We start from the raw sequence: 16,104 nt of genomic DNA on the forward strand, positions 1-16,104 counted from the left end.
CCCCCCGCCCCGCCAACCTGCGGGCAGTCGTGCCGCTCGGGGCGGCACGGGTGGGCGCAGGCGGCACCCCGTCAGCGCCGGGCCGCGCAACCCACCCCCGCCGGCCCACACCAACGACGCACACCGACCCCGGCCACGCACGAACCCCGCCCGAGCCAACCCCACTCCAGGACACGCCCCTCATGACCAACGTCGACGACCCAGCCGGCACCACAACCGGCACCACGACCGACGCCGCCGCCAACACCACCCCCGGCACAGGCCTCGCCGCCCATCTCGTCGTCGACCGCGACACCTTCCGCCTGGACATCAACCTCACCGCCGCCCCCGGCGACGTCGTCGCCCTGCTCGGCCCGAACGGCGCCGGCAAGACCACCGCCCTGCGCGCCCTCGCCGGCCTCGCCCCGCTCACCGGCGGCCATCTGCGCCTGGACGGCGTCGAGTTGGACCGCACGCCCCCCGAGTCCCGCCCGGTCGGCGTCGTCTTCCAGGACTACCTGCTCTTCCCGCACCTGTCCGCCCTCGACAACGTGGCCTTCGGACCCCGCTGCCACGGCGCGACCAAGGCGGAGGCCCGCGCGCAGGCCGCCGAGTGGCTGGACCGCATGGGTCTCGCCGACCACGCCGGCGCCAAGCCCCGCCACCTCTCCGGCGGCCAGGCCCAGCGCGTCGCCCTGGCCCGCGCCCTGGCCACCAGCCCCCGCCTGCTCCTCCTCGACGAACCCCTGGCGGCCCTGGACGCCCGCACCCGCCTGGAGGTACGCGCCCAACTCCGCCGCCACCTCGCAGAGTTCGAGGCCGTCGCCGTCCTGGTCACCCACGACCCGCTGGACGCCATGGTGCTGGCCGGCCGGCTGGTGGTCGTCGAGCACGGCCGGGTCGTCCAGGAGGGCACACCCGCCGACATCGCCCGCCACCCCCGCACGGACTACATCGCGCAGCTGGTCGGCCTCAACCTCTACAGGGGCCAGGCCGAAGGCCACACGGTCCGTCTGGACGCCGGCTCCTCCATCACCACCACGGAGGACCTCGCCGGACCGGTCTTCGTCGCGTTCCCCCCGGGCGCCGTGACCCTTTACCGCGACCGCCCCACCGGCTCCAGCGCCCGCAACCTCTGGCGCTGCGAAGTGGCCGGCCTGGAGACCCACGGCGACCAGATCCGCGTGGACCTCACCGGCGAACTCCCCCTCGCGGCCGACCTGACGACGGTCGCGGCGGCGGAGCTCGATCTGCACCCGGGTGCACCGGCCTGGGCAACGGTCAAGGCGACCCAGACCCACGCATACCCGGCATAACCCCCACCTCCGACTACCGTGGGGACCTCACCCCCGCTCCCCACCCCCCACGAGGCCTCCATGAGCCTGAGCATCCGCAACCATCTCCCCGGCACCGTCACCGCCGTCACCCCCGGCGAGGTGATGGCCACGGTCAAGGTCCGCCTCACCGGCGGCCGGAACCTCACCGCGGCGATCACCCTGGAGGCCGCCGAGGAACTCGGTCTCGCCGCGGGTTCCGCCGTACACGCCCTGGTGAAGTCGACGGAGGTCTCCCTGGCCACAGCCACGGTCGAAGGCGTCTCCATCCGCAACCAGCTCCCGGGCACCGTCCGCGACATCACGACCGGCGGCGCCATGGCCTCCGTCAAGGTCGCCCTCGACGGCGGCGACCTGACCGCGGTGATCACCAAGGACGCCGCGACGGACCTGGCCCTCGCACCCGGCACCGCGGTCGTCGCCCTGATCAAGTCGACCGAGGTCTCCCTCGCCACCCCGTGACGCACAAGGGCTCCGCCCGGCGAACCGGACGGAGCCCTCATCACGTATCGGCCCTCACCACGCGTACTGCACGTCAGTCCTCGTACGCGTCCAGCGGCGGGCAGGAGCAGACGAGGTTACGGTCGCCGAAGGCCTGGTCGATCCGGCGCACCGGCGGCCAGTACTTGTCCGCGACCGACACCCCGGCCGGGAAGACGGCGTCCTCGCGCGTGTAGGCGTGCTCCCACTCCCCGCCCAGCGCACCGGCTGTGTGCGGCGCGTTCCGCAGCGGGTTGTCGTCCGCGGACCACTCTCCCTTGCCGACCTTCTCGATCTCCGTACGAATGGCGATCATCGCCTCGCAGAACCGGTCGAGCTCGGTCAGGTCCTCGGACTCGGTCGGCTCGATCATCAGCGTGCCGGCCACCGGGAAGGACATCGTCGGCGCGTGGAAGCCGTAGTCGATGAGCCGCTTGGCGACGTCGTCGACGCTCACACCGGTCGCCTTGGTCAGCGGCCGCAGATCGATGATGCACTCGTGCGCGACCAGACCGCCCGGACCGGTGTAGAGCACCGGGTAGTGCGGCTCCAGCCGCTTGGCGATGTAGTTGGCACTGAGCACCGCCACCTGCGTGGCGCGCTTGAGCCCCTCCCCGCCCATGAGACGGACATACGCCCACGAGATCGGCAGGATCCCGGCGGAGCCCCAGGGCGCGGCCGAGATCGGCCCGACACCGGTCTCCGGCCCGGCCGCGGGCTGCAGCGGGTGGTTCGGCAGATACGGCGCCAGGTGCGCCCGCACACCCACCGGGCCGACGCCCGGACCGCCGCCGCCGTGCGGGATGCAGAAGGTCTTGTGCAGGTTCAGGTGTGAGACGTCACCGCCGAAGTGCCCCGGCTTGGCCAGGCCCACCAGCGCGTTCAGGTTGGCCCCGTCGACGTAGACCTGCCCGCCCGCCTCGTGCACCTGGGCGCAGATGTCGGCGACGTGCTCCTCGAACACCCCGTGCGTCGACGGGTACGTGATCATCAGCACCGACAGCTCGTCCCGGTACTGCTCGATCTTCGCCCGCAGGTCCTCGACGTCGATCTCGCCGTCCCCGGCGGTCTTCACGACGACGACCTTCATCCCCGCCATCACCGCGCTGGCGGCGTTGGTGCCGTGCGCCGACGAGGGGATCAGGCACACGGTCCGCTGCTCGTCACCGTTGGCCCGGTGGTACCCACGTACGGCGAGCAGCCCGGCCAGCTCCCCCTGGGATCCGGCGTTGGGCTGCAGCGACACGTTGTCGTACCCGGTGACCTCGGCGAGCCGCTCCTCCAGCTCGCGGATGAGCGTGAGGTAGCCCTGTGCCTGCTCGGCGGGCGCGAAGGGGTGCAGCTGCCCGAACTCGGGCCAGGTGACCGGCTCCATCTCGACGGTCGCGTTGAGCTTCATGGTGCAGGAGCCCAGCGGGATCATGCCGCGGTCGAGCGCGTAGTCCCGGTCGGCGAGGCGGCGCAGGTAACGCAGCATCGCGGTCTCGGAGCGGTACTGGTGGAACACGGGGTGCGCCAGGTACTCGTCGGTCCGCAGCAGCGCGCCCGGAAGGGTCTCCTCGGTGACCGCGTCGAGCGCCTCAACGTCCCCCTCGACCCCGAACGCAGCCCATACTGCGGCCAGTTGGGCCCGCAGAGTGGTCTCATCGCAGGCCATGGACACGTGGTCGGCGTCCACGAGACGCAGGTTGACCCCGTTCTCGCGCGCGGCGGCGACCACCTGGGCACCCCGCCCGGGCACACGGACGGTCAGCGTGTCGAAGAAGGAGCCGTGCACGACCTCGACCCCGCCGGCCGTCAGGCCCGCGGCGAGGACCGTGGCGTACCGGTGGGTGCGCCGCGCGATGGTCTTCAGGCCGTCGGGCCCGTGATAGACGGCGTACATACCGGCCATCACCGCGAGCAGCACCTGCGCGGTACAGATGTTGCTGGTCGCCTTCTCCCGGCGAATGTGCTGCTCACGGGTCTGGAGTGCGAGGCGGTAGGCCTTGTTGCCGTCGGCGTCCACGGACACCCCGACGAGCCGCCCGGGCAGGCTGCGGGCGAACTTCTCGCGCACCGCCATGTATCCGGCGTGCGGCCCGCCGAAGCCCATCGGCACACCGAAGCGCTGCGTCGTGCCGACCGCGATGTCCGCACCGAGCTCCCCCGGGGACTTCAGCAGCGTCAGCGCCAGCAGGTCGGCGGCGACGGTCACCAGCGCGCCGAGCTCGTGCGCCTGCTCGATCACCGGCTTGATGTCGCGTACGGCACCGGAGGCGCCAGGGTACTGGAGCAGCACGCCGTTGATCTCACGCCCGGCGATCTCGGCCGGAATACCGTCGCTGAGGTCGGCGACCACGACCTCCACACCGGTCGGCTCGGCGCGCGTCTCGATCACGGCGATGGTCTGCGGCAGCGTGTCCGCGTCGACCAGGAAAAGGCCCTTCTTGTTCTTGCCCATGCGCCGGGACAGCGCCAGAGCCTCGGCGGCCGCGGTGCCCTCATCGAGCAGCGAGGCGCCCGAGGTCGGCAGCCCGGTGAGGTCGGCGACCATGGTCTGGAAGTTGAGCAGGGCTTCGAGACGCCCCTGGGAGATCTCCGGCTGGTAAGGGGTGTAAGCCGTGTACCAGGCGGGGTTCTCCATGACGTTCCGCAGGATGACGGGCGGCGTGAAGGTCCCGTAGTACCCGAGCCCGATCATGGAGTCGAGAACCTGGTTCCGGTCGGCCAGCGAACGCAGCTCGGCCAGCACCTCGGCCTCGGTGCGGGCGCCCGGCAGCTCCAGCGCGTCGGCGTTCTTGATCACATCCGGGACCGCGGCGGCGGTGAGCTCGTCGAGCGAGCCGTACCCGACCTGCGCGAGCATCTTGGCCCGTGCCTCCTGGTCGGGCCCGATGTGGCGCTGCTCGAAGGGGATTCCCTGCTCGAGCTCGGAAAGCGGAATGCGATGGGCGGTCATTACGGAGGCCTCCTGGTCTGACACGACCTTCGAGGGTCACCACGGCGCGGGTACCCGGACGGCCTCCCCCTCTGTCATCACAACCTGAGAGCTTCACCGGACACCCGAGGGCACCCGACTTTCACCGTCGGTGAGAGCGGAAGCCGTCGACGCCGTCGGCACCCGCCCTGCTTTCCAGAGTGACCTCGTCCGTGCGGTACGTGGGCCTGAGAGATTCCGGGGAGGATTTGCTCCTTCGGCGCCTCCGATGAAGTCTGGAGGACTCTCCCGCACGGGGTCAGCAGCCGTTGTCAGCGTACCAGCGAGGTCTACACTCCCACCTTCGAGTGGCCGCCATCCGCAATCTGCTCTTTTGTAGTGCTTACGGATGAGTTGCGACCAAGTGGAGGGCCCGTGCAGACCGACATCGATCCGCGCAACCTGATCGGCCGCAAGGCGCTCGACCGCAACGGCTCGAAGCTCGGCACCATCGACGAGGTCTACCTCGACGACGCGACCGGTGAACCGGAGTGGGCCGCCATACGCACCGGCCTCTTCTCCAGGGACGCCTTCGTCCCCCTGGAACCGAGCGAACTCATCGAGGGCACCCTCCACGTCCCCTACGACCGCGCCCTGATCAAGGACGCCCCCGACTTCGGCGTGGGCCGCCACCTCTCCCCCGAACAGGAACTCCAGCTCTACCACCACTACGGTCTGGACCTGGGCGCCCCTCCCCCCTTCCCGGACCGCGACTTCGGCAAGGTGGCAGGCACGGAAGACCCCTGACCCCACCGGCCCCGCACGAACGCGCCCCAGCCTGCGGGCAGTCGTGCCGCTCGGGGCGGCACGGGTGGGCGCAGGCGGCACCCCGTCAGCGCCGGGCTACACCACCCACCCCCGGCCCACACCGGCCCAGCACGAACGCGCCCCAGCCACCCCGCCGCCTGCGGGCAGTCGTGCCGCTCGGGGCGGCACGGGTGGGCGCAGGCGGCACCCCGTCAGCGCCGGGCTACACCACCCACCCCCGGCCCACACCGGCCCTGGTCACGCACGAATCCCCCCGCATCCCCTCTCGTCCGAGGCCGGTGCTACCCGCACGCACCCATCCCGTCGGCCCGCCTCCCACCCACTCACCCGCACACCCCCACCGCGCTTCATACCGCCCGCACCCGGCCCTCATCCGCCGAAGGCCCTCCGCCCTCACCCACCCCAGGTCTCCGCGCCACCAACGGCAACGGCTCCGCCGGATCCAACTCCGGGTCGTCGACCCGGAAGGTCCGCACGCGCCCCGGCTCCGAGTCGGGTGTCTCGAACCGCACGGTGACCCGCCCGAGTCCGCTCCCCTGCACCCACCCGTGCCCGTACTCGGCATGGGTGACATCGTGCCCCGAGACCCATCTCCGCTCGGCCGGAGCAGCCGGTTCCGCCGCGGGCACGTCATCGGCGTCCTCCATCGACCCGACGACGTCCCCCCGCTCCCCCGCCGCCTGCGCGAAGAGGTCCTCCTGCGTGTAGTCGGCCAGGCCGCTCACGCCCACCCCCAGCAGCCGCACGCCCCCTGTCGTGTCCACCGGGTCCAACAGCCGCGCGGCAGCCTCCCGCACCACAGCCGGATCGTCCGTGGGCCCCCGCAACGTCTCGGACCGGGTCAGCGTCGAGAAGTCGTATCTCCGCACCTTCAGCACGATGGTCCGCCCGGACAGCCCCGCCTCCCGCAACCGCCGCACACACCGGTCGGCCAGCCGCTGTACTTCCATCCCCACCCGTACCCGGTCGTGGATGTCGACGTCGTACGTGTCCTCCACGGACACCGACTTCGTCTCCCGCTCGGCCACCACCGGCCGCTCGTCGTGCGCCAGCGCCATGGCGTACAGCGCGTGCCCGTGGGCCTTGCCCAGCAGCCGTACGAGCTCGTCCTCACCCGCCTCGGCCATCTCGTCGACCGTATGGATCCCGGCCCGGCGCAGATGGTCGCCCGTCGTCGGCCCCACCCCCGGCAGCGTCCGCACCGACATCGGCCCGAGCAGGGCGCGTTCGGTCCCCGGTTCGATGACCACCAGTCCATCGGGTTTGGCCTGCTCCGAGGCAATCTTCGCGAGCATCTTGGAGGCGGCGAGTCCCACCGACCCGGTGAGCCCGGTGACGGCTCGTATGTCGGCCCGCAGCTTCGCCCCGGCCAGCCGCGCCGACGCGTCGTCCCAGGCCGTTCCCCCGGCTTCCAGGTCCACGAACGCCTCGTCAAGGCTCAACGGCTCCACAAGAGGCGACAGCGCCCGCAGAAGCCCCATCACCTGCTCGCTGATAGACCGGTAGAACGCACCGCGCGGCACCAGATACGCCGCGTTCGGGGCGAGCCGACGCGCCTGGGCCATGGGCATCGCCGAATGGACCCCGAAGACCCGTGCCTCGTACGACGCCGTGGCCACCACGCCCCGCGGCCCGAGCCCGCCCACGACGACGGCCTTCCCGCGCAGGCTCGGCTTGGAGGCCTGCTCCGCCGAGGCGAAGAAGGCATCCATGTCGAGATGCAGGATCGTGGGCGCGCTTCTCACATCTCCGATGCTGCCCTACGCCACTGACAATGCCGTCCCCGGAGAGCGGGGCCGGCGGTCAGACCGCCCGGTTGCGCCGCCGCGCCAGCTCGTCCGCGGGGTTGTGCCCGACAAGGGTCTCCCCGGTGTCGATCCGCTCCCCGTGCAGCTGAGAAAGCGCGTTCTCCACGTCCCGCCACACGATACCCACGGCGATTCCGAAGATGCCCTGGCCACCCTGCAGCAGCGCGTGGACCTCGTCCGGCGAGGTGCACTCGTAGACCGTGGCACCATCGCTCATCAGAGTCATGCGCTCCAGGTCGCTGAAGCCGCGTTCCCTGAGGTGCTGAACGGTGGTGCGGATGTTCTGCAGCGACACACCGGTGTCCAGAAAGCGCTTGACGATCTTCAGGACGACAACGTCCCGGAAGCTGTACAGACGCTGCGTTCCCGACCCGTGGGCCGGCCGTACGCTCGGCTCGACGAGGCCGGTGCGGGCCCAGTAGTCCAGTTGCCGGTAGGTGATGCCGGCGGCCGCGCAGGCCGTCGGACCGCGGTAGCCGATCTGCTCGGACGCCATGGACGTCGCCCCTCCGCTGCTCGGCACGGCCGTCGGTCGCTGCGGAGCGTGATCGGCCGCGTTGCTGTGAAGCGGGTACGGACCGCTCGCCCCGAGACTGCGTCCGGGGGCACCCCCAGTCGTACCGTCGCCGCTGCTGCTCACGCCGACCTCCGTCCTTGACCTGCCTTCTCGACGGTAGGCAGTCACCAGGGGCGCGTCAACGATCGCCACACTCGGCACGCCGGGTGATAATCACCCTTCGAGTGGTTTCCCGCACCCAACCGCGGGGAAAGGCTAGCCGAATGTGCCCGGAGCGGCCCGTAGGACTCTCTCATGCACCGCTGGCAAATGTCGGCATGTGAGGCGTCGACGGACATGGCCGAGCCCCGCGGGCTGATTAGCCCACGAGCCTGCGGACGCCTCACTGGCTGCTGGTTCCGAAGTCCTCGGGCGAGATCTGGTCGAGGAACTCGCGGAACTTCTCCACCTCGTCCTCCTGCTCGTCCGGGATCGCGATGCCGGCGTCGTCGAGCACGCCGTCACTGCCGTAGATCGGCGTCCCGGTCCGCAGGGCCAGCGCTATGGCGTCGGACGGGCGGGCGCTCACCTCGACTCCGCTGGCGAAGACCAGCTCCGCGTAGAAGACGCCTTCACGCAGATCCGTGATGCGCACTTCGGTGAGCTCCTGCCCGACGGCCTCCAGCACGTCCTTGAACAGGTCATGGGTCAGCGGTCGGGCGGGGGCCATGCCCTGCTGCGCGAAGGCGATCGCCGTTGCCTCCCCAGGCCCGATCCAGATGGGGAGGTAGCGGTCGCCTCCCACTTCACGCAGGAGCACGATCGGTTGGTTGGAGGGCATTTCGACCCGGACACCTACGACATCGAGCTCGTTCACACAGCAACCCTAGGCCGTGCCCGGGACGTTTGGGTAGTCGGGCAGAGAACGGGTGGCCTATCCGGCCCGTGCGAACCCGCCCGCGTCACGGCAGCCGCACGCCCAGCGCGGTCTGCACGAGCGCCGCGTGCAGCTTCACCGTGAGCCCGGCCAGTTCCTTCGTACGGGCCTCGGCATGTGCCCTGGTCTGCGGGTTGCGATGGCGCCTCAGCGGGGCCACCACCTGGTCGACCAGCCCCGCCTCGCGCTCGGCCGCCGCCTTCATCACCCGCAGATGCCGCGGCTCGATCCCGAACCGCCCCAGCTCGGCGATGAGCGAGGCCACAGTGGCCGCCTCGGCGTCATACGCCCCGTCGGGCAGCGGAGTGATCAGCCCGTACGACTCCCACTCCTGAAGTTCCTGCTCGCCGATCTCGGCGGCCGCCATCAGCTGGCCCCGCCCGATCCTGGCCGCCGTCGGCGCGTCGGCGATTTCCGAAGGTCCCTCGCCGTCGCGCTGACGGCCCACTGCCGGTGGTGGCGCGACCTCACCGCGCTCCATGGCGTCGAGGTGCTCACGGATCACCTTGAGCGGCAGATAGTGGTCCCGCTGCATCCTCAGGACGTGACCGAGGCGCTCGACGTCGTCAGCATTGAACTTGCGATACCCCGAGGGGGTCCGCTGCGGCTCGACAAGGCCCTCCGACTCCAGGAAACGGATCTTGGAGATGGTGACTTCGGGGAACTCGTCGCGCAGCATGTTCAGCACCGAGCCGATGCTCATCAGCCCACTGTCCGTGGCGGCGGCGCCTTGCCCGGCACCGCCGCTCGGTGTTTGCAGCATGGACCTTCCCGGAAGGGTCAGTAGCCCCGCTGGCTCGCGTAGAAGACCAGCCGGTACTTGCCGATCTGCACCTCGTCACCGTTCGACAGAGCGACCTGGTCGATCCGCTCGCGGTTGACGTACGTGCCGTTCAGACTGCCCACGTCGGCCACCGTGAACGAGCCGTCCGGGCCACGGCGGAACTCCACGTGCCGACGGGAGACCGTCACGTCGTCCAGGAAGATGTCGCTCTGCGGGTGGCGCCCGGCCGTGGTCAGATCGCCGTCCAGCAGGAAGCGGCTGCCCGAGTTGGGACCGCGGCGCACCACCAGGAGCGCCGAGCCGAGCGGCAGCGCGTCGACGGCAGCCTGCGCCTCCGGGGAGAGCATGGGCATCTGCGTCTGGCCCGTGACCTCGGCGTCGTAGGCCTCGAGCCCGGAGATCGAGATCGTGGACGTCGTCTCGGACGGACGCTCGGGCGTTGCCCCCGCCCGCAGCGGAGCGCCGCAGTTGGAGCAGAAGCGGCTGTTCTCCGCGTTGCGGTTACCGCACCTCGTACACACCAGGGCCGACATAGGGGAAAACCCTCCACCCGTGCTTGAGGTTGACGGTTGCCCGAAACCTATGCCTCCGGCCTGGGCAGGGTCAACTGACGGCGCGCCCTGACCTCCGGAAACGTCACCGCCCGGACCATCGATCTGGTCCCGGAACAACGGCCGCTGGCCTTCTGCGTCAGGCTGTGCGCGATGACGGGCGGTCGCATTGTCGCTGCCCTCTCGCGCGCTCTTGCCGAACAACTTCGCAAACAACTTCACGGGCGATTCCCCTTGACCGAAACAGACCCGCCCGTGGGGCAGGACGAACCCTGATTGAACACACCGGTCGATCCGGACATCCTCACAACGTCCGTCTCCACCGGACAGTTTCCACCACGCACCACCCAATCGGTGCGCCGACCCCCCGCAACCTCATGCCCTCGCCGGACGTCCCCCATGCACCCCCGGTTCACTGGGAGGACGACCGAGCGTAGTCAGGCCGCTTCGCCGCTCGCAAGGCGTCAACGACGATCTCGTCCGCCCGCTCGACGGTCACGGTGGCCTGCTCCTTCTCAAGAGTCTGCACCACGCCTCCAGGGATGTTGAGCGCCGGCTCGAGATCCTGCGGCTTGCCGATGACCTTGAAACGATAGGGGGTGTTGATCTTGTTCCCGTCGACGCTGACGCTCTTGTCGGAGTCTGTCAGGTAGGTGCCCGCGACGACCCGCACGCCGTTCACCTGGATCGCCTCGGCACCGGCCGCGCGCAGCTCCTGGATCGCGTCGAGCAGCATGTCCGCCTGGACCGCCCCCTTCGGGTCGCCGATGGTCATCGTGATGCCCGGTCCCTGTGCGGCCACCGTGCCCGCCAGGATGCCGAGCTGCTTCTCCTTCTCGACCGTCTGTTTACGGGCCTCCTCGGCCTGGTCCGAGCTGTTCTCCAGTTCGTCCCGCTGCTTTTCGAGGCCCTGCTTCTCGTCTTCAAGACGCTGAGTACGGTCATCCAGTTCATCGAGGATACGAACAAGATCTTCCTGACGTGCCCCCCGCAGAGCGCTGTCGCTGTCACTGTTCGACGCCACCTGCACGGCCAGACCGAACCCCAGCCCGAACAGCAGCATCGCGACGATGAGTTGAGCCCTGGTGACACGCGGCGGCCACAGACCGTTCACCAGCCGCTGGCGGCCGGTCAGCTGCGGCGGCTCCTCGGAGCCCTCCGCAGCCGCCACGGAAGGCTCGGCGGTCACTTCCTCCGGCAGCTCCTTGCGCAGCCTGTTCTCAGGCGTCCCGTCCTGGTTGCTCATCCGCCTCACGCCCGGAAGATGTGCCGGCGGATCGCCGCGGCGTTGGAGAAGATCCGGATCCCGAGCACCACGACGACACCGGTGGACAGCTGCGCGCCGACGCCCAACTTGTCGCCCAGGAACACGATCAGCGCGGCCACGACCACGTTGGACAGGAACGACACGACGAAGACCTTGTCGTCGAAGATGCCGTCGAGCATGGCCCGCAGACCTCCGAACACGGCGTCGAGCGCCGCCACCACGGCAATCGGCAGATAAGGCTCGACGACCGCCGGAACCTCGGGCCGGACCAACAGGCCGGCCACGACTCCCACGACGAGGCCCAGTACGGCGATCACGATGTGCCCTTCTCACTTCTCGGCTGTGCAGTACGTACGATCACACTCGGCGCGGCGGGCAGCCGGAGGTCGTCCGCCACGGAAATGGCGGTCCGGATGCTGTAGTTCTCCTGCAGGGCATGCAGATACAGGCCGTCGGCGCTGTTCTGGAACCTGGTGCTCAGCCGCTTGCCGTCCCCCACCGCAAGCACCGTATACGGCGGAACGAGCGGCTTGTTGTCGACCAGTATCGCGTCACCCGCGGCCCTGATCGCCGACAGCGCCGTCAGCCGCTGCCCGTTGATCGACACCGCCTCGGCGCCCGATTCCCACAGTCCGTTGACCACCCGCTGCATGTCCCGGTCGCGCACCCGCCCGGTGTCGGAGAACCCGGAAGTCTCGCGCGGGTCGCCGTCACCGCCGGAGGTGGCTTCCTTTGCGTCGTCCACGACCAGTTTCACTCCGGGGCCGTGCACTGCCGTGGCGCCCGACAGAATGCCCACGAGTTCGGCCTGATCGCTGCCACCGCTGTCCCTGAGGGCCGCTCGCTGGCGCGCGCTCACGTCGTCGCGCAGCTCGTCGACGGAGTCCTCCAGCTTGTCCGCGGCCTCGGTCTCCCGGTCGATGCGGTCGATCAGTTCCTCGCGCTCCTTGGCGACGACAGGAGCGGCGACCCGGGCCTGGGCGGCTCCGACGGTCACGACCAGCGCGGCGAGCACCAGGCCGGCGGCCAGACCCAGCTTCGACCGAAGCGTCTTGGGCAGACCCCCGTCGCCTGCGGCCCTCTTCCGGACGGCGGCCTCGGCATACCCGTCGTCGAGGCTGTGATCCATGACGTTGGTGAGCAGCGACATGGACGCGTCCGGGCGCGAGGGGCGCGTAGGAGTGCTCCGAACGGGGGGCTGCTGCGGCATGCCGCACATCGTCGCACGTCGTGACCACTACCTCCGAATGGCCCCACCGGCGTGCCGGACAGGCCCCCAGGGGAACCTGCCCGGCACGCACGCGTGCAGCGGTTTCAGCGCCCGGCGCTGTCCACGACCGCCGCCCACTCGTCCAGCAGGGCCTGGGCGGAGGCGTCGTCCGGCCCTTCCGCCCACAGGTGGGTGACCGCTTCCGCCGGGTCCGGCAGCACCATGACCCAGCGCCCGTCGGTCTCCACCACCCGCACACCATCAGTGGTGTCCACGAAGCGGTCTCCGGCTGCCTCGACGACCCGCCGCATCACCAGGCCCTTGACAGCCCAGGGAGTCGCCAGATCCCGCTTGAGGACATGCGCCCGGGGAATCCGCGCATCGATCTGGCTGAGTGTCAGCTGCGTCCGCGCCACCAGCCCGATCAGCCGCACGAAGGCCGCCGTACCGTCGAAGACGCTGCTGAACTCGGGGACGATGAAACCGCCCTTGCCGTCCCCGCCGAAGATCGTCGTGTCGTCGCGACCGACGCGGGTCAGGTCGTCCGGAGAAGTAGTCGTCCACTCCACCTGCGTCCCGTGATACGCCGCCACCTGCTCGGCGATCCTGGTCGTGGTCACCGGCAACGCGACTCGGCCACTGCGCCGCTCCGCAGCCACCAGGTCGAGCATGACGAGCAGCGCACGGTCGTCCTCGACGATCCGCCCCTTCTCGTCGACCAGCGACAGCCGCTCACCGACGGGGTCGAACCGCACCCCGAACGCGGCCCGCGCGGACGCCACGATCTCTCCCAGCCGCACAAGCCCCGACCGGCGCCCGTCCGCCGACTCGGTGGGCCTGGACTCGTCGAGCCCCGGGTTGATGGTCAGCGCGTCCACACCGAGCTTTCCGAGCAGGCTGGGCAGCACAAGCCCGGCGCTGCCGTTCGACGCGTCGACGACGACCTTGAGACCGGACTCGGAAATGCCCGTGGTGTCGACGTTCCGCAGCAACGACCCGGTGTACGAGTCGAAGACACTGGCCGGGAAGTGCAGGTCTCCGATCTCACCCGGGAACGCCCGCCGGTACTCCTGCCGCGCGAACACCCGGTCCAGCTTGCGCTGGCTCCCCTGCGAGAGATCCGCGCCCTGCCCGTCGAAGAACATGATGTCCACGGAATCCGGGATACCGGGCGTGGTCCGGATCATGATCCCGCCGGCGCTGCCTCGCGCGGTCTGCTGTCGCGCCACCGGCAGCGGCACGTTCTCCAGGTCACGTACGTCGATGGCGCTGGTCTGCAGAGCGGAGATGACCGCCCGCTTGAGCGCACGGGCGCCACGTGAGTGGTCACGGGCCGTGGTGACGGTCGACCCCTTCTTGAGCGTGGTCGCGTAGGCGCCGGCGAGACGCACGGCCAGCTCGGGAGTGATCTCCACGTTCAGGATCCCGGACACGCCACGGGCACCGAAGAGGTGGGCCTGCCCCCTGGACTCCCAGATGACCGAGGTGTTGACGAACGCACCGGCCTCGATCGTCTTGAACGGGTAAACCCGCACATTGCCCTGCACGATCGATTCTTCACCGATCAGGCACTCGTCCCCGATGACGGCGCCATCCTCGATCCGGGCCGCGCGCATGATGTCGGTGTTCTTTCCGACGACGCATCCCCGCAGGTTGCTGTGCTGACCGACGTACACGTTGTCGTGCACGACGGCCTTGTGCAGAAAGGCCCCGGCTTTCACGACGACGTTCGAGCCGATGACGCTGTGCTCGCGGATTTCGGCGCCGGCCTCGACCTTGGCGTAGTCACCGATGTAAAGCGGTCCACGGAGAACGGCGTCGGGATGTACTTCGGCGCCTTCCGCCACCCACACGCCCGGGGAGATCTCGAAGCCGTCGAGATCGACGTCGACCTTGCCCTCCAGGACGTCGGCCTGCGCCTTCACATAGCTCTCGTGGGTACCGACGTCCTCCCAGTAGCCCTCGGCGATATAGCCGTAGATGGGCTTGCCTTCCTTCATCAACTGCGGGAAGACATCACCGGACCAGTCGACGGAGACATCGGCCTCGACATAGTCGAACACCTCGGGCTCCATCACGTAGATACCCGTGTTCACAGTGTCCGAGAAGACCTGGCCCCAGGTCGGCTTCTCCAGAAAGCGCTCGACCTTGCCCTCCTCGTCGACGATCGTGATACCGAACTCCAACGGGTTGGGCACACGCGTCAGGCAGACGGTGACCAGCGCACCCTTTTCCTTGTGGAAATTGATGAGCTCGGTGAGATCGAAGTCGGTCAGGGCATCACCGGAGATGACGAGGAAAGCATCGTCCTTCAGCGCCTCTTCGGCGTTCTTGACGCTTCCGGCGGTACCGAGTGGCTTCTCCTCATTGGCGTAGGTGAGCTCCATACCGAGCTCCTCGCCGTCACCGAAGTAGTTCTTGACCAGCGAGGCCAGGAACTGGACAGTAACGACGGTCTCGTTGAGCCCATGCCTTTTGAGCAGCCGCAGAACGTGCTCCATGATCGGCCTGTTGGCCACCGGCAGGAGCGGCTTGGGCATGCTCGAGGTCATAGGGCGAAGACGTGTGCCTTCGCCTCCGGCCATCACGACGGCCTTCATGTCGGAAGCGTCCTCCTCTAAAAAGATGACGGTCTAGCCGACTTCACCCGTCAGATTGTCCCGCACTTTTCCGCCGCGGGCCATCGGGCCGATACAGCCGTTGCAATCAGCGAGTTCAGTCGGCCATGGCGTCCGCACGGACCAGGCGGCGGACCTGTACCACGTAGAGGACTCCTGCCCACCAATACAGCGTTGTACCCCACCCTGCGAACGCCCATCCGAAAATAGCAGCGAGTGACGCGATCCATCCACTCCCGTCACTGAGCAGGAGCAGGGGGAAGGCGTACATCAGGTTGAAGGTGGCGGCCTTGCCCAGGAAGTTCACCTGTGGAGGCGGATAGCCGTGGCGTCTGAGGATGCCCACCATGACCAGCAGAACCAACTCGCGCGCCAGAAGTGCAGCGGTCAACCAGATTGGCAGAATCTCGCGCCAGGTGAGACCGACCAAAGTCGAAAGAATGTAGAGCCGGTCAGCCGCTGGATCCAGGAGCCGGCCAAGACTGCTGATCTGGTTCCAGCGCCGCGCCAGCTTCCCGTCCAGGTAGTCGGTAACCCCGCTCAGAGCCAGCACCAGAAGCGCCCACCCGTCACTTTGGGGACCACCGAACTCAGGCCTGAGGATCAGCCACAGGAAGAGCGGCACCCCAGCGAGCCGCGCCATGCTGAGGATGTTGGGGATGGTGAGGACCCGGTCCGTCTGGACGCGGGTCTCCTGGACCTCCACCCGGGAGCCTCCTGTGCACAATAAGCCGACGATGCCCCCTGACCTTACCTCAACGCAAAAAAGCTCCGGCTCTTGGGCTGTGTGCCCAAGAGCCGGAGCTCTAAAAGGAGTTCGGCGGCGTCCTACTCTCCCACAGGGTCCCCCCTGCAGTACCATCGGCGCTGTAAGGCTTAGCTTCCGGGTTCGGAATGTAACCGGGCGTTTCCC

General features: G+C 69.1%; 14 protein-coding genes, 1 rRNA gene and 1 riboswitch. Of the genes, 3 read left to right on the forward strand and 12 right to left on the reverse strand.

The window, feature by feature from the left end; genetic code table 11:
• Window positions 1–182 precede the first annotated feature (182 nt).
• Together KUM49_RS35345 and KUM49_RS35350 are read left to right on the forward strand one after the other, a co-directional pair.
• On the forward strand, window positions 183–1,295 hold the full coding sequence (locus KUM49_RS35345) for an ABC transporter ATP-binding protein (RefSeq protein WP_217241051.1): 1,113 nt from the start codon (window positions 183–185) through the stop codon (window positions 1,293–1,295).
• Between the two features lie 60 nt (window positions 1,296–1,355).
• Window positions 1,356–1,775 carry a molybdopterin-binding protein gene (locus KUM49_RS35350; protein WP_217241052.1) on the forward strand — a complete coding sequence of 140 codons (420 nt, stop codon included), beginning with the start codon at window positions 1,356–1,358 and terminating at the stop codon, window positions 1,773–1,775.
• A gap of 73 nt (window positions 1,776–1,848) precedes the next feature.
• On the opposite strand, the gene gcvP is transcribed toward KUM49_RS35350, so the two are convergent.
• Window positions 1,849–4,734 carry an aminomethyl-transferring glycine dehydrogenase gene (gene gcvP / locus KUM49_RS35355; protein WP_217241053.1) on the reverse strand — a complete coding sequence of 962 codons (2,886 nt, stop codon included), beginning with the start codon at window positions 4,732–4,734 and terminating at the stop codon, window positions 1,849–1,851.
• 184 nt (window positions 4,735–4,918) lie between these two features.
• Window positions 4,919–5,014: riboswitch (glycine riboswitch) on the reverse strand.
• Window positions 5,015–5,127: 113 nt separating this feature from the next.
• Here gcvP and KUM49_RS35360 point away from each other — a divergent pair.
• Window positions 5,128–5,499, forward strand: a complete 372-nt coding sequence (locus tag KUM49_RS35360; protein WP_217241054.1) for a PRC-barrel domain-containing protein — start codon at window positions 5,128–5,130, stop codon at window positions 5,497–5,499.
• Between the two features lie 368 nt (window positions 5,500–5,867).
• On the opposite strand, the gene KUM49_RS35365 is transcribed toward KUM49_RS35360, so the two are convergent.
• From KUM49_RS35365 to rrf, 11 genes are all read right to left on the reverse strand, one after another.
• A complete protein-coding gene (locus tag KUM49_RS35365) occupies window positions 5,868–7,265 on the reverse strand; it encodes a DNA polymerase IV (RefSeq protein ID WP_217241055.1) in 1,398 nt (465 codons plus the stop codon).
• A gap of 58 nt (window positions 7,266–7,323) precedes the next feature.
• On the reverse strand, window positions 7,324–7,968 hold the full coding sequence (locus tag KUM49_RS35370) for a MerR family transcriptional regulator (RefSeq protein WP_217241056.1): 645 nt from the start codon (window positions 7,966–7,968) through the stop codon (window positions 7,324–7,326).
• 259 nt (window positions 7,969–8,227) lie between these two features.
• Complete coding sequence (locus KUM49_RS35375) at window positions 8,228–8,701, reverse strand: bifunctional nuclease family protein (RefSeq protein ID WP_004002801.1); 474 nt, start codon at window positions 8,699–8,701, stop codon at window positions 8,228–8,230.
• Between the two features lie 85 nt (window positions 8,702–8,786).
• On the reverse strand, window positions 8,787–9,524 hold the full coding sequence (locus KUM49_RS35380) for a MerR family transcriptional regulator (RefSeq protein ID WP_217241057.1): 738 nt from the start codon (window positions 9,522–9,524) through the stop codon (window positions 8,787–8,789).
• Window positions 9,525–9,541: 17 nt separating this feature from the next.
• Window positions 9,542–10,447 carry an FHA domain-containing protein gene (locus tag KUM49_RS35385; RefSeq protein ID WP_217241058.1) on the reverse strand — a complete coding sequence of 302 codons (906 nt, stop codon included), beginning with the start codon at window positions 10,445–10,447 and terminating at the stop codon, window positions 9,542–9,544.
• Window positions 10,448–10,508: 61 nt separating this feature from the next.
• Complete coding sequence (locus KUM49_RS35390) at window positions 10,509–11,342, reverse strand: DUF881 domain-containing protein (protein WP_217241059.1); 834 nt, start codon at window positions 11,340–11,342, stop codon at window positions 10,509–10,511.
• Window positions 11,343–11,347: 5 nt separating this feature from the next.
• A complete protein-coding gene (locus tag KUM49_RS35395) occupies window positions 11,348–11,680 on the reverse strand; it encodes a small basic family protein (protein ID WP_030794354.1) in 333 nt (110 codons plus the stop codon).
• Window positions 11,677–12,573, reverse strand: coding sequence for a DUF881 domain-containing protein (locus KUM49_RS35400; RefSeq protein ID WP_254402286.1), 897 nt, complete (start codon window positions 12,571–12,573; stop codon window positions 11,677–11,679). Before KUM49_RS35400 ends, KUM49_RS35395 begins: the two co-directional genes overlap by 4 nt.
• Window positions 12,574–12,677: 104 nt before the next feature.
• The gene (locus KUM49_RS35405; RefSeq protein ID WP_217241061.1) at window positions 12,678–15,173 is read right to left on the reverse strand and encodes a mannose-1-phosphate guanyltransferase; all 2,496 of its coding nucleotides are present in this window, start codon (window positions 15,171–15,173) and stop codon (window positions 12,678–12,680) included.
• Window positions 15,174–15,288: 115 nt separating this feature from the next.
• Complete coding sequence (locus KUM49_RS35410) at window positions 15,289–15,897, reverse strand: CDP-alcohol phosphatidyltransferase family protein (RefSeq protein ID WP_053748929.1); 609 nt, start codon at window positions 15,895–15,897, stop codon at window positions 15,289–15,291.
• 109 nt (window positions 15,898–16,006) lie between these two features.
• A 5S ribosomal RNA gene (gene rrf, locus KUM49_RS35415) occupies window positions 16,007–16,104 on the reverse strand; the annotation flags it as partial.

The organism is Streptomyces sp. AC555_RSS877 (genome assembly GCF_019049245.1).
Lineage (GTDB): Bacteria > Actinomycetota > Actinomycetes > Streptomycetales > Streptomycetaceae > Streptomyces.

Excerpts from the sequence above, each read along its gene's own strand:
- KUM49_RS35380 (WP_217241057.1), bottom strand. The coding sequence starts at position 9,524 with ATGCTGCAAACACCGAGCGGCGGTGCCGGGCAAGGCGCCGCCGCCACG.
- KUM49_RS35390 (WP_217241059.1), bottom strand. The coding sequence starts at position 11,342 with ATGAGCAACCAGGACGGGACGCCTGAGAACAGGCTGCGCAAGGAGCTG.
- KUM49_RS35400 (WP_254402286.1), bottom strand. The coding sequence starts at position 12,573 with ATGCCGCAGCAGCCCCCCGTTCGGAGCACTCCTACGCGCCCCTCGCGC.
- KUM49_RS35350 (WP_217241052.1), top strand. The coding sequence starts at position 1,356 with ATGAGCCTGAGCATCCGCAACCATCTCCCCGGCACCGTCACCGCCGTC.
- gcvP (WP_217241053.1), bottom strand. The coding sequence starts at position 4,734 with ATGACCGCCCATCGCATTCCGCTTTCCGAGCTCGAGCAGGGAATCCCC.
- KUM49_RS35405 (WP_217241061.1), bottom strand. The coding sequence starts at position 15,173 with ATGAAGGCCGTCGTGATGGCCGGAGGCGAAGGCACACGTCTTCGCCCT.
- KUM49_RS35345 (WP_217241051.1), top strand. The coding sequence starts at position 183 with ATGACCAACGTCGACGACCCAGCCGGCACCACAACCGGCACCACGACC.